We start from the raw sequence: 13,218 nt of genomic DNA, 5'->3' as shown, positions 1-13,218 counted from the left end.
GTTTCCAAATCTATTAAAAAATAAAGGTTATTACATGTTTTCACTTTCTTATGTTTCCAAGAAATTTTTAAGCGTTTTGCTATTGATTTCGTTATTTTTAAGCGCTTGCAAATCCAACAATAAGGACAAATTAGATGAAAATCTTTTAAGTTCCGGTTCTCAAAGCTCCAAAGAATTAAATGATGAGCGAGACAACATAGACAAAAAGAGCTATGCCGGTTTAGAAGATATTTTTTCAGACAATAAGTCCATTAGCCCTAACGATAAATACATGCTTTTAGTGTTTGGCCGTAATGGTTGCTCCTATTGTGAAAGATTTAAAAAAGATCTCAAAAATGTCAAAGAATTGCGCAACTATGTTAAAGAGCATTTTAGCGCTTACTATGTCAATATCAGCTACTCCAAAGAGCATGATTTTAAAGTCGGCGATAAGGATAAAAATGATGAAAAAGAAATCAAAATGTCCACAGAAGAATTAGCGCAAATTTATGCCGTCCAATCCACCCCTACGATTGTTTTATCCGATAAAACCGGCAAAACCATCTATGAATTGCCCGGCTATATGCCCTCTACGCAATTTTTAGCGGTGTTAGAATTTATCGGCAGTGAAGAGTATCAAAAAGCCACAAGCGATAAAGATTTCATCAAAAAATTAAAGGCTTACATCAAATATAAAACCGATCTTTCTAAAAACAAATCCAGCTAGGAAAACGCATGAAAAGCCTTAAGAGCTTGATTTATTTTTTGTTCGGTTCTTTTTGGGTCGCTATCCCTTTAATAGCACTCTATGCCTTAGCGTGTGCGATAGCCACTTTTATAGAAAACGATTATGGCACGAGCGCGAGTAAGGCGATTGTGTATAACACCCCTTGGTTTAATTTCTTGCATGCGTATTTATTGGTGGTTTTAATAGGCACATTCATCAATTCTAAAGCCTTAGAGCGCAAAAGATACGCAAGCCTTTTTTTCCACAGCTCCTTGATTTTAATCATTTTAGGGGCAGCCATCACACGATTTTTTGGCACAGAAGGGCTTATGCATGTGCGAGAAAATAGTGCGCAAAGCTCTTTTGAAAGTGCGGACACTTACCTTAATATCACTCTTAATGACACCACTAAACTTTCTTTAAAAACGCCTTTTACCTTTTATTATTCCAAACGATTAAAACCCATTCATGCGACTTTAGATCACAAGCCTTTAATTTTAGAACCCTTAGAGATTTACAAACAAAACGCCATTAAAAAAGATGACGCTGCTATTTTAGTGTTAAAAGCGACTTATAACGGCGTGAGCCGCAAATTCAACCTCATCAAAACCAACAGGAATGAAGGCATAGAAGAAAGCGAGATGTTTAAAGACGACAAGCTCTCTTTAAGTTTTGGATCGGCTTATATTGAATTGCCTTTTCAAATCAAACTGAAGCGTTTTGAATTAGAGCGCTACGCTGGCTCTATGAGCCCTTCATCTTACGCTTCAGAAGTGGAAGTTTTGAAATTGGATAACACCTTGATCAAACCTTATAGGATTTTTATGAACCATGTTTTAGATTATGAGGGCTATCGCTTTTTCCAATCTTCCTATGATACAGATGAAAAAGGCACGATCCTTTCTGTCAATAAAGATCCGGGTAAAATCCCCACTTATTTAGGGTATGCGATGCTTATTTTGGGGGCTTTGTGGTTGCTTTTGGATAAAAATGGGCGTTTTTTGAAGCTTTCACGCTTTTTAAAATCCCAACAAGTTGCTAGTTTCTTGCTCGCTTTAATTTTAATCAGCCCTTTTACTCCCTCGTTTGCTAATGAGGCTCCAATTGACATGCATGGGGGCAAAAGCACTCCAATAGAACGACAAAATGTAGAAAATTCTGCTAATAAAGAGGATTCTAAAAGCGTGATTTTAGAGCGTTTGAAGCATTTAAGAGAGTATTCCAAAGACCACTTAAAAGCCTTTCAAAGGCTTCAAGTCCAGGATTTTGACGGGCGTATCAAACCCCTTGACACCATTAGCATTGAATATGTCCATAAGATTTTAAGGAAAGATGATTTTCAAGGGCTAAACGCCATGCAGGTGCTTTTAGGGATCATGTTTTTCCCCAATGATTGGCGCAGTGTTAAGATGATTTACACTTCTAATAAAGCCTTAAGAAAGCTTATCGGCACGCCTTTAGATGAGAGTCGTATCGCTTTTAGAGATGTGTTTGATAGCCGTGGGTATAAATTAAAAAATCTTGTTGAAGAAGTCAATCAAAAATCCCCCAATGCGCGCAACGAGTTGGATAAAGATGTCTTAAAAGTAGATGAACGAATCAACTTAGTCTATACGCTTTTTAGCGCTCAATTTTTACGCATTTTCCCTAGCGATAAAACCACTGCATGGCTTTCGCCCATTGAAGCGATCAACAGTCCCAATAAAGAAATTTCAAGCGTGGCAACGGAGTTTTTAAAAAATATTTTTAACAGGTTTGATGACGCTTTAAAAACCAATCAATGGGATAAAGTAGAAAAAACCCTACAAGATTTAAGCATTTACCAAAAAGAGCATGCCAAAAACCTCTATTTACCTTCTTCTAAAGTGGATTCTGAAATTTTTTTAAACCACACCAATTTTTTTAACAGCCTGACTTTGCCTTATATCTTTCTTGGGCTATTGCTTTTTATCGTTGTGATCAGCTCTCTTGTTAAAAACACGATTCCAAATATTTGGCTCACTAAAACCCTTTATATGGCTATCTTGCTTTGCGCGATCGCTCATTCTATAGGGCTTGTTTTGCGCTGGTATGTGAGCGGGCATTCGCCTTGGAGTAACGCTTATGAGTCCATGCTTTATATCGCATGGGCTTCTGTTATTGCAGGGTTTGTTTTACGCTCCAAACTCGCGCTATCGGCTTCTAGCTTTTTAGCCGGTATCGCGCTTTTTGTGGCTCATTTAGGCTTTATGGACCCTCAAATTGGCCATTTAGTGCCGGTGTTAAAATCCTATTGGCTCAATATCCATGTTTCTGTCATCACCGCCAGTTATGGCTTTTTGGGCTTGTGTTTTGTGCTAGGGATTTTGAGTTTGGTTCTGTTTATTTTGCGCAAACAAGGGCGTTTCAATTTGGATAAAACCATTCTCTCCATTAGCGCTATCAATGAAATGAGCATGATTTTAGGCCTGTTCATGCTCACAGCCGGGAATTTCTTAGGCGGGGTGTGGGCGAATGAATCTTGGGGGCGCTATTGGGGGTGGGACCCTAAAGAAACTTGGGCGTTGATTTCTATTTGCGTCTATGCTTTAATCTTGCATTTGCGTTTTCTAGGCTCTCAAAATTGGCCCTTTATTTTAGCGAGCAGCAGCGTTTTGGGGTTTTATTCGGTTTTAATGACTTATTTTGGCGTGAATTACTACCTTTCTGGCTTGCACAGCTATGCCGCAGGCGATCCCTTGCCCATCCCCACTTTCTTGTACTTTTTGGTAGCGATACCTTTTGCTCTCGTGATCTTGGCGTCTTTCAAACGCCATTTGAGTTTGCCTAAATTGGTTTAAAGGATAACCATGTTCCAGCCCCTATTAGACGCTTTCATAGAAAGCACCCATTTAGATGAAACAACCCATAAGCCCCCATTAAATATAGCCCTAGCCAATTGGTGGCCCTTAAAGAATAGCGAAAAAAAAGGATTCAGAGATTTCATTTTGCATTTCATCCTAAAACAACGCTACAAAATCATTCTACACAGCAACCCCAACGAACCATCAGATCTAGTCTTTGGCAATCCTTTGGAACAAGCTAGAAAAATCTTATCGTATCAAAACACCAAAAGAGTGTTTTACACCGGCGAAAATGAAGCGCCTAATTTCAACCTCTTTGATTACGCCATAGGCTTTGATGAATTAGATTTTAACGATCGCTATTTGAGAATGCCTTTGTATTACGCTTATTTGCATTATAAAGCCATGCTTGTTAATGACACCACTTCACCCTATAAGCTCAAAACCCTTTATACTTTAAAAAAACCCTCCCATAAATTTAAAGAAAACCACCCCCATTTATGCGCGCTAATCCATAATGAAAGCGATCCTTTGAAAAGAGGGTTTGCCAGTTTTGTAGCGAGCAACGCTAACGCTCCCATCAGAAACGCTTTCTATGACGCTTTAAATGCTATTGAGCCAGTGGCTTCGGGAGGGAGCGTGAAAAACACTCTGGGCTATAAGGTCAAAAACAAAAACGAATTTTTAAGCCAATACAAATTCAACCTCTGTTTTGAAAACTCACAAGGCTATGGCTATGTAACCGAAAAAATCCTTGATGCGTATTTCAGCCACACCATCCCTATTTATTGGGGGAGTCCTAGCGTGGCGAAAGACTTTAACCCTAAAAGTTTTGTGAATGTCCATGATTTTAAAAACTTTGATGAAGCGATTGATTATATCAAATACTTGCACACCCACCAAAACGCTTATTTAGACATGCTCTATGAAAACCCTTTAAACACCATTGATGGGAAAGCGGGTTTTTACCAGGATTTGAGTTTTGAAAAGATCCTAGATTTTTTTAAAAACATTCTTGAGAACGATACGATTTATCATTGCAATGATGCCCATTATTCTGCTCTTCATCGTGATTTGAATGAGCCGTTAGTGTCTGTTGATGGGTTGAGGGTTAATTATGATGATTTGAGGGTTAATTATGATGATTTGAGGGTTAATTATGATGATTTGAGGGTTAATTATGATGATTTGAGGGTTAATTATGATGATTTGAGGGTTAATTATGATGATTTGAGGGTTAATTATGATGATTTGAGGGTTAATTATGATGATTTGAGGGTTAATTATGAACGCCTCTTATCAAAGGCTACCCCTCTTTTGGAATTATCCCAAAACACCTCTTTTAAAATCTATCGCAAAGCTTATCAAAAGTCCTTACCTTTGTTGCGTGCCATAAGGAGGTGGGTTAAAAAATAGGTTTGTAAGATAAATTAATCAAACCCCTTGCGCTATCATCGCAGACGCTACTTTTCTAAAACCAGCGATATTAGCCCCTAAAACAAAATTAGTAGGGTCTTTAAACTCTTTAGCGGTTTGAGAAACATTCTTATAAATCTCTTTCATAATGTGGTGCAATTTCGCATCCACCACTTCAAAACTCCAAGGGTGCATGCTCGCATTTTGCGCCATTTCCAAGCCGCTCACGCTCACCCCCCCAGCATTAGCCGCCTTGCCTATGCCATAAGAAATCTTAGCCTGTAAAAACAATTCAACCGCTTCATTGCTTGAGGGCATGTTCGCCCCTTCAGCCACGCATTTACACCCGTTAGAAAGGAGGGTTTTAGCGTCTAAAACGCTCAATTCGTTCTCGGTCGCGCTAGGAAAAGCCGCAAAACAAGGCACATGCCATACAGCATTCCCCCCTTTGGGGTAATTTTCTGTAGGCGTGTATTTCGCGCTTGGTTTTTGCAAGGCGTATTCTTTGATCCTCCCACGGCGTGCTTCTTTAATCTCTTTTAAAAGCTCTAAATCAATGCCGTCTTTATCATAAATCATGCCATTAGAATCGCTCGCCGTTACCGGTTTGGCTCCTATTTGAAGCAATTTTTCAATGGTATAAATAGCGACATTACCGCTCCCAGAAACGCTGCAAACCTTACCCTCTAAAGAGCTGTTCCTTTCTTGCAACATTTCTTCAGCAAAATACACGCACCCATAACCGGTAGCTTCTTTTCTGCACAAACTCCCCCCATAAGTGAGTCCTTTACCGGTCAATACACCTTCAAAACGATTGACTAATTTTTTGTATTGCCCAAACAGATAGCCAATCTCTCTTTCGCCCACTCCAATATCCCCGGCTGGCACATCAGTCGTAGCCCCAATATGGCGGTATAATTCATTCATGAACGCCTGGCAAAAACGCATGATCTCATGCTCGCTCTTTCCTTTAGGGTCAAAATCGCTCCCCCCCTTAGCGCCCCCCATGGCCAAAGTGGTGAGCGAATTTTTCAACACTTGCTCAAAGCCTAAAAACTTGATCACGCTTTCATTCACGCTAGGGTGGAATCTCAAGCCCCCCTTATAAGGGCCAATCGCTGAATTGAATTCAACCCTACACCCCCGATTGACCTGGATTTGGTTGTTATCATCTAGCCAACACACTCTAAAAAAAATCTCCCTTTCAGGCTCAATCAAACGCTCTAAAATGGCATGCTTTTCATAACTTTTATCGCTGTCTAAAAGGGGTTTTAAAGAAGTGATAGCTTCATAGACGGCTTGATGGAACTCTTTTTGATAGGGGTATTTTTTCTGTAAAGATTGGAGGATTTTTTCAATATACATAGCGGCATCCTTTATTATTTTAAGTGTTTTTATTGTAACACTAAAAGGGTAATTAAGTTTTAACTTTATCTTAAAAAACTTTTTAAAATGCCTATGAACCCTCTATCAAAGCCGCTCCAATCCTTGTAAAACTCCGCATCATAACCGCAAAATTCCAAGCATTCTTTCAAGCTTTTTAACTGATCATGCCCCATTTCACAAGCCAAAAAAGGGATTTTTAATTCAGCGGCTAAAAAGATGATTTCTTTTAAGATTTCATCGCCTTTAACCCCCCCAAAAAGGGCTTCATGCGGTTCTTTGAGAACGGATTTTTCCAAAGGATAATCTCTAGCGATATAGGGCGGGTTAGAGATAAGCATTTGTATCGTTGGCATGCGATCCCAAAGGCGCGTTTTTTTTAAAAAAACACGCTCTTTTAAATTAAAGCGTTCAATATTTTTGGACGCCACTTCTAAAGCTTTTGGTGAAATATCGCTCGCATGAATGGAAATTTTGGGGTTTTCTAAAGCCAAACTAACAGACACGCAAGCGCTCCCTATGCCTATTTCGCCTATCTCTTTTAAATGGTATTGAGAAATAATATCAAGGGCTTTTTTGACTAAAATCTCCGTTTCAGGCCGTGGGATTAAAACATGCTCATTCACGAAAAAAGAGTGCCCATAAAAATCACAGCTTTCTAATAAATACTCTATGGGGCAGTCGTTCAAGCGTTTTTCTACCAGTTCAAAAAAGCGCGCCTCTTCTTCGTGGTTTAACTCTAAATAAGCATGCGTGTGCAAAAAAACCCTTTCTTTTTGCAAGACAAAGCCCAATAAAATTTCAGACTCTAAGCCCCCCCTAAAACCTTTTTGCGATAATTCTTTTTTGGCTTTGTTTAGGGCTTGTGAAAGGGTCATTCAATTTCATAATCCAAAGCTTTCAAGCGCTCTAATAGGGGCGGGTGCGTGAAATGCAAGAAAACATAAAAAGGGTGCGAATAGGGGAACGCTTTATTCTCGCTCACAATAGACACTAACGCTTTGGCTAAAACCTCTTTAGAGCTTAAACTCGCCCCAAATTTGTCCGCATTGTATTCATTCTTTCGGCTAAAAAATCCGATCAAAGGCATAGCGTAAAAAGAAAATACCGGCAAAAACAAGAGCAAGATCGCAATCAAACTCGCTGGCGTTTGTGAAACATTAAAGCCTTCAAAAACCAACGGCGGCAAATGAGCGATCAAAGCAAAAACAAGAGCGAGCAAGCCTCCCATAATCCCCAAACTTTTCAGTAAATCCTTATTTTTAAAATGCCCTAATTCATGCCCTAAAATGGCTAAAAGCCCTTCTGTCCCAACTTTAGAGATCAAAGTGTCAAACAACACCACCCGCTTGTTTTTACCCAAGCCTCCAAAATACGCATTCAAACGCCCATTCCTCTTGCTAGCGTCCATCACAAAGATGCCTTCGGATTTAAAACCCACCTTATCCATCATGCTCTCAATTTGACTCTCCAAATCCCTATTATTCAAGGGAGTGAATTGGTTGAAAAGCTGAGCGATTTTAGGGTAAAAAAGATTAGCCAAGATCATAAAAACAAACACGACAAAAAACGAGCTAATCTCCCAATGTTCCACATGTTCAATGATCATAATGAGGATGTAAATCAACAACAATCCCACGCTTAAAGTGAGTAATAACTCTTTGAAAAAATCCTTAAAAAACAACGACAAGCTCACTTTAGAAAAGCCAAATTCCTTATCCAAATGCATGGTGGTGTAGAGTAGCTAATAGGTAAGGATAAAACGCTTTGAATCGCTAAAAACAACAAGGCAAACACCAAGTAGCCTAGCGTTTCAGAAAGGTTTAAATAATGCGTCAAATCTTCTAAATGCGTCAAACCAAAAAAGACCCAACCAGCAAAAATTATCTCGTCTAAAATTTGAGAAATAATGGATAATTGCATTTTCCTAATGGCGTAATTTCCCGCTTCTTCATAATCCTTTTGTGGGAGTAAAACAGGCTTCTCGCAGAGCTTTTGACGGATAAATTTCAATTGCAAAATATCGCCTACAATGTAAGGAGTCGTAAAAAAGAGCAAATAAAAAATACAAATTATCATATCTATCCATATGTCAAGCATGTTCTAAACTCCTCTCTTAATTAAATTTGCCAATAAAAGTGTAGGAATTATAACAATTTTTCAAAAATTTACCATAAAATTAAATAAATATGGTAAAAAAAAGGGCTGTTTTTGAGCGTTTTTAATCCTAAAAAGCTGTGTTATCCAACCCGCTATAAACAAAAAGGTTTGTCATGCCCTATTCTTTTAAAAAGCGTTTTTTAATCATTTACGCCCTTTCTACCTTGCTTTTAGTGGGGGTTTTGTTAGCGTTATTTTTCTTTTATGCGAAAAATAACCTCTTAGAAAACACCCAAATACGCATGCAATACACCGCTGATGCGATCGCTAAAAGCCTTTTAGAATTGGATAATGCCTCTTCTTTAGAGCCTTTAAAAATCTTAGAGGAACGATTCAAAAACACCCCCTTTGTTTTATTGGATGGGGACAATAAAGTCAAGTTTTCTAATATCGGGGCGTTTGTGGCCTCTTTTAAAAATGACGCCATCAAAACCCCTTATTTTATGCTTAAAAAACAAGGCTTTTACCTCACAGACAGCACCCCAACTAACCGCTTAGGGGTTTCTAAAATCATTATCGCAGAAGAAGAGATTCAAAAAAATTTTATCCCCCTTTATAAAATGATAGGCTATGTGTTTTTGGGCACGAGTTTGTTTGTCGCGCTAATAGCCATGTGGCTTTATAAGATCCAATCAAACTAAAGTAAAAATTACTTTTCCACCAACACAGGCTTATTCTTAAAATTTTTAGCCGCATTTTCAAGCTGTTTTAGGGCTTCTTCTTTCGTTTGATAAGGGCCGATAAAATAATGCGTGAGGGAGTCTTTTTTCTCCATTTGGTAAGGGAAAGTTTTGAGCGTTTGCAAAAAATCCTTACTGGGCGCGTTCAAAAAAGCACCAATTTGCAAGTAATACCCTTTAGGGATACTCGCATCTTTTAGGCTAGGCTTGATTAAATTTTCTTTATTCTCGCTTTTAGGCGGCTCTTTTGTTAGGGGCTTGGATTCATTTTGGATAAGCGCATGTTTATGGGCTTTCTTGATTTTTCTTTTCACCTTTTTGCTTTCTATATAAAAATCATATAAATCATGGATTCTTTGCTGCACATAAGCTTCATAGCAATTCTTATAAATCGGGCTATTTTTAATAGAAGCTTTGGGGCTTATTAGCATGACCAACGCCACGCATTCTTCATGGGCGACTTTGAGCCATTCTTCTTCGCTTTGTTCTAGGATTTCTTTAACTTTAGAGAACTCATACGGCGTGCCTTTCTCCATATTTTCTAACATTTCTATAAGTTCTTCATGGACTTGATTGAGCCTTAATTGGATAGGGGGTAAATTTTTGGGCGTATTTTGAACGCTTTTAGGATCCGCTTTTTTATCCTCTAAACCAACAGCGTTTTTTAAAAAGAGGAAAACCAACAACAGAGTCATTTTTAATATATTTTTTTGCATTTATCACTCCCATGTCAAGTTTTCTATCTTGTTGCTTTATGGTAATCAAAAATACCAAATACCGCCATAAGAATGGTTTAAAACATGGGGTTTTAGTTACTTTATTTTATGCTAAAGGTCATTACCTTAAGGGGATAGGGGTATTTTGCGATAATTAAATAGCTTTGATATAATAACTTTTAAAAACCATGAAAGGCTTACTATGCAATCTTTAAGTTTGTTAAACCAATTGGACGCTAAAATTGATGAATTGATTGAAAAAATCAAAAAACAAGAAGAAGAGTTGAACGCTTTACGCCAAGCAAACACCACACTGAATGCGCAAAATGAAGAAAAAGACATTCAAATCGCTATTTTATACGATGAATTGAGCGCTAAAGATAAGGGCATTCAAGGTCTTTATGACAAAATCTCTGATTTATTGTCATAAACCATTAAAAACATGCATTCAGAAAACGACAGCTTAGAAATCACTTATTTGGGCAAACGCTATAAAATCTCTCTCAATAACACCTTTAGCGATGAGATGAAACGCACCCTAAAGGAGCGTTTCCATAACCAAGAATTAAACGCTTTAGAGCTTTTAAAGGATTATTTGCATGAAAGTTGTCAAAACGAGTATTTGCACAATGAACTCAAAAAGCTTTTAGAAAAAATCTCATCATGTTCTATCACTTAATCGCTCCTTTAAAAAATAAAACCCCCCCTTTAACTTACTTTTCTAAGGAGCGGCACCAAAAAGGAGCGTTAGTCAATATCCCTTTAAGGAATAAAACGCTTTTGGGCGTCGTTCTTGAAGAAGTTTCAAAACCCTCTTTTGAATGCCTAGAACTAGAAAAAACCCCTTATTTTTTACTCCCCTTTCAAATAGAGCTCGCTCTATTTATCGCTCAATATTACTCGGCTAATCTTTCTTTAGTCTTAAGCCTTTTTACCCCTTTTAAAGAATACGATTTGGTGGGGTTAGAAAAAATTGAGCCTGTTCTTAATGCGTTAAGCCAAACGCAAACAAACGCTTTAAAAGAATTGCAAAAACATTCAGCAAGCTTGCTCTTTGGCGATACGGGTAGCGGGAAAACCGAGATTTATATGCACTCAATCGCTCAAACTTTAGAGCAAAAAAAAAGCGCTTTATTGTTAGTGCCAGAAATCGCCCTCACCCCTCAAATGCAACAACGCCTTAAAAGGGTCTTTAAAGAAAATTTGGGCTTGTGGCATAGCAAACTCTCTCAAACCCAAAAAAAACAATTTTTAGAAAAGCTTTATTCGCAAGAAATCAAATTGGTGGTAGGCACACGAAGTGCGTTGTTTTTACCCCTTAAGGAGTTGGGTTTAATCATTGTAGATGAAGAGCATGACTTTTCTTATAAATCTCATCAAAGCCCTATGTATAACGCTAGGGATTTATGCTTGTATTTATCCCATAAATTCCCTATTCAAGTGATCTTAGGCTCTGCTACGCCAAGTTTGAATAGTTACAAACGCTTTAAAGATAAGGCTTTAGTGCGCTTAAAGGGGCGCTACACCCCCACGCAAAAAAACATTATTTTTGAAAAAACGGAGCGTTTTATCACGCCCAAACTCCTAGAAGTGCTGCAACAAGTGATAGACAAAAACGAGCAAGCCATTATTTTTGTACCTACAAGGGCTAATTTCAAAACCTTGCTGTGTCAAAATTGCTACAAAAGCGTTCAATGCCCCTTTTGCAGCGTGAATATGAGTTTGCATTTAAAAACCAACAAACTCATGTGCCATTATTGCCATTTTTCAAGCCCTATCCCTAAAATTTGCAGCGCATGCCAAAGCGAAGTTTTAGTGGGTAAAAGGATAGGCACCATGCAAGTGTTGAACGAATTAGAAGGCCTTTTGAAAGGCGCTAAAATAGCCATTTTAGATAAAGATCATACCAGCACGCCAAAAAAACTCCACAATATTTTAAACGATTTCAACGCTCAAAAAACCAATATCTTAATCGGCACTCAAATGATAAGCAAAGGGCATGATTACGCTAAAGTGAGTTTAGCGGTTGTTTTAGGCATAGACAATATCATTAAATCCAATAGTTATAGGGCTTTAGAAGAAGGCGTGTCGTTACTTTATCAAATCGCTGGGAGGAGCGCTAGGCAAATTTCTGGTCAAGTGTTCATTCAAAGCACCGAAACGGATCTATTAGAAAATTTTTTAGAAGATTATGAAGATTTTTTACAATACGAATTGCAAGAAAGGTGCGAACTCTACCCACCTTTTTCAAGGCTGTGCTTGTTAGAATTTAAGCATAAAAACGAAGAAAAAGCCCAACAATTGAGCCTAAAAGCCTCTCAAACCCTTTCTTCGTGTTTAGAAAAGGGCGTAACGCTCTCTAGCTTTAAAGCCCCCATTGAAAAAATCGCTTCTTCTTACCGCTACCTTATTTTATTGCGTTCCAAAAACCCTTTAAGCCTAATCAAAAGCGTGCATGCGTTTTTAAAAACCGCCCAAAATATCCCTTGCAGCGTGAATATGGATCCTGTGGATATTTTTTAAAAAACTTAAGTTTTAATATTATTTCAAAAAACTCATGTTTTATATCTTTTTTAGAAAACTTAAGTTTTTCTAGCGACTAGTAGCGTGAAATTCACCCATTTAAACAGCGCTTCCACATGCTTAAACCCTACGCTTTCTAAAAGAGCGACATTTTCTTTTAAACTATAAGGCACAAGCACATTTTCTAACGCTTCCCTTTTGAAAGCGATTTCATTGTGGCTATAGCCTTGATTTTGTTTATAAAGGTAGTATAGCTCTATCATTTGCTTGTCTAATATCCGATCTTCGCTCATGATCTTTTCGCCCACCAATAAAACCCCATTCAATGCAAGGCTGTTATAAATCTTTTTGAGCAGCACCTCTCTTTGCATGGGGCGGACAAATTGTAGCACAAAAAGCAATGAAAACGCACTCGCTTCTTTAAACTCAACCTCTAAAAAATCCATGCATTCAAAACGGGCATTTTTAAAATCTTTTAATTTTTCTTGCGCTTTTTTAAGCATGGGCATGGAATTGTCAATCCCTACAAGCTCAATATCTTGTTGGATTTGTTGGTTAAGCGCGATAAAAAAGTTCCCGGTAGAACAGCCCAAATCATAAATCAAGGGTTTAGCATTGATATTTTCTTTTAAATTTTGAGCGATAAAATACGCCCCCAAATCCAACATTTCATAATAATAGGGGATGGAGCGCTCCAGCATGTCATCAAAAACATGAGCGACTTTCTCATCAAAACAAAAGCGTTTGTTTAGAGATTGGTTAAACAGAGTGTCTTTCATTCAAAAAAGAAGCGTGGTTTAAAAATCTTTAAA

General features: G+C 38.0%; 11 protein-coding genes and 1 pseudogene. 7 read left to right on the top strand and 5 right to left on the bottom strand.

What is annotated here, in order from left to right; all coding sequences use genetic code 11:
- Positions 1-34 precede the first annotated feature (34 nt).
- Genes P6280_RS06770 through P6280_RS06760 form a run of 3 tightly spaced genes read left to right on the top strand, consistent with a single transcriptional unit; the run spans position 35 to position 4,944 of the window.
- A complete protein-coding gene (locus tag P6280_RS06770) occupies positions 35-706 on the top strand; it encodes a SoxW family protein (protein ID WP_000492171.1) in 672 nt (223 codons plus the stop codon).
- An 8-nt stretch (positions 707-714) separates the two neighbouring features.
- Positions 715-3,525 carry a cytochrome c biogenesis protein gene (locus P6280_RS06765; protein WP_283237354.1) on the top strand — a complete coding sequence of 937 codons (2,811 nt, stop codon included), beginning with the start codon at positions 715-717 and terminating at the stop codon, positions 3,523-3,525.
- Between the two features lie 9 nt (positions 3,526-3,534).
- Entirely contained in the window at positions 3,535-4,944 is a 1,410-nt protein-coding gene (locus P6280_RS06760; RefSeq protein ID WP_283237353.1) for a glycosyltransferase family 10 domain-containing protein, read from the top strand.
- 18 nt (positions 4,945-4,962) lie between these two features.
- Here P6280_RS06760 and gdhA read toward each other — a convergent pair whose 3' ends face one another.
- The 3 genes and pseudogenes from gdhA to P6280_RS06745 form a co-directional block, all read right to left on the bottom strand.
- Positions 4,963-6,309, bottom strand: coding sequence for an NADP-specific glutamate dehydrogenase (gene gdhA / locus P6280_RS06755; RefSeq protein WP_180430173.1), 1,347 nt, complete (start codon positions 6,307-6,309; stop codon positions 4,963-4,965).
- Positions 6,310-6,374: 65 nt separating this feature from the next.
- Positions 6,375-7,205: a peptide chain release factor N(5)-glutamine methyltransferase gene (locus P6280_RS06750; protein WP_283237352.1), complete on the bottom strand. Its 831-nt coding sequence runs from the start codon at positions 7,203-7,205 to the stop codon at positions 6,375-6,377.
- Positions 7,202-8,427, bottom strand: a pseudogene (locus P6280_RS06745) (M48 family metallopeptidase). Before P6280_RS06745 ends, P6280_RS06750 begins: the two are co-directional and overlap by 4 nt.
- A gap of 173 nt (positions 8,428-8,600) precedes the next feature.
- Here P6280_RS06745 and P6280_RS06740 point away from each other — a divergent pair.
- Positions 8,601-9,128, top strand: a complete 528-nt coding sequence (locus P6280_RS06740; RefSeq protein ID WP_017283211.1) for a hypothetical protein — start codon at positions 8,601-8,603, stop codon at positions 9,126-9,128.
- A gap of 8 nt (positions 9,129-9,136) precedes the next feature.
- On the opposite strand, the gene P6280_RS06735 is transcribed toward P6280_RS06740, so the two are convergent.
- Positions 9,137-9,883 carry an SPOR domain-containing protein gene (locus P6280_RS06735; RefSeq protein ID WP_283237351.1) on the bottom strand — a complete coding sequence of 249 codons (747 nt, stop codon included), beginning with the start codon at positions 9,881-9,883 and terminating at the stop codon, positions 9,137-9,139.
- Positions 9,884-10,085: 202 nt separating this feature from the next.
- Here P6280_RS06735 and zapB point away from each other — a divergent pair, with 202 nt between their 5' ends.
- Genes zapB through P6280_RS06720 form a run of 3 tightly spaced genes read left to right on the top strand, consistent with a single transcriptional unit; the run spans position 10,086 to position 12,406 of the window.
- Positions 10,086-10,313 (top strand): cell division protein ZapB, encoded by a 228-nt coding sequence (gene zapB / locus P6280_RS06730; RefSeq protein WP_015429233.1) that lies wholly within the window; start codon positions 10,086-10,088, stop codon positions 10,311-10,313.
- Positions 10,314-10,325: 12 nt separating this feature from the next.
- On the top strand, positions 10,326-10,562 hold the full coding sequence (locus P6280_RS06725; RefSeq protein WP_000555362.1) for a hypothetical protein: 237 nt from the start codon (positions 10,326-10,328) through the stop codon (positions 10,560-10,562).
- Positions 10,547-12,406, top strand: a complete 1,860-nt coding sequence (locus P6280_RS06720) for a primosomal protein N' (RefSeq protein ID WP_283237350.1) — start codon at positions 10,547-10,549, stop codon at positions 12,404-12,406. Before P6280_RS06725 ends, P6280_RS06720 begins: the two co-directional genes overlap by 16 nt.
- Positions 12,407-12,465: 59 nt before the next feature.
- Here P6280_RS06720 and cmoA read toward each other — a convergent pair whose 3' ends face one another.
- Positions 12,466-13,185: a carboxy-S-adenosyl-L-methionine synthase CmoA gene (cmoA, locus tag P6280_RS06715; RefSeq protein WP_017283207.1), complete on the bottom strand. Its 720-nt coding sequence runs from the start codon at positions 13,183-13,185 to the stop codon at positions 12,466-12,468.
- Between the last annotated feature and the right edge of the window lie 33 nt (positions 13,186-13,218).

The sequence above is a fragment of the Helicobacter sp. 219-2 genome (genome assembly GCF_030053225.1).
Lineage (GTDB): Bacteria > Campylobacterota > Campylobacteria > Campylobacterales > Helicobacteraceae > Helicobacter > Helicobacter pylori_C.
The sequence above is the reverse complement of the archived record's forward strand: the minus strand, read 5'-3'. Positions and strand labels throughout refer to the sequence as shown.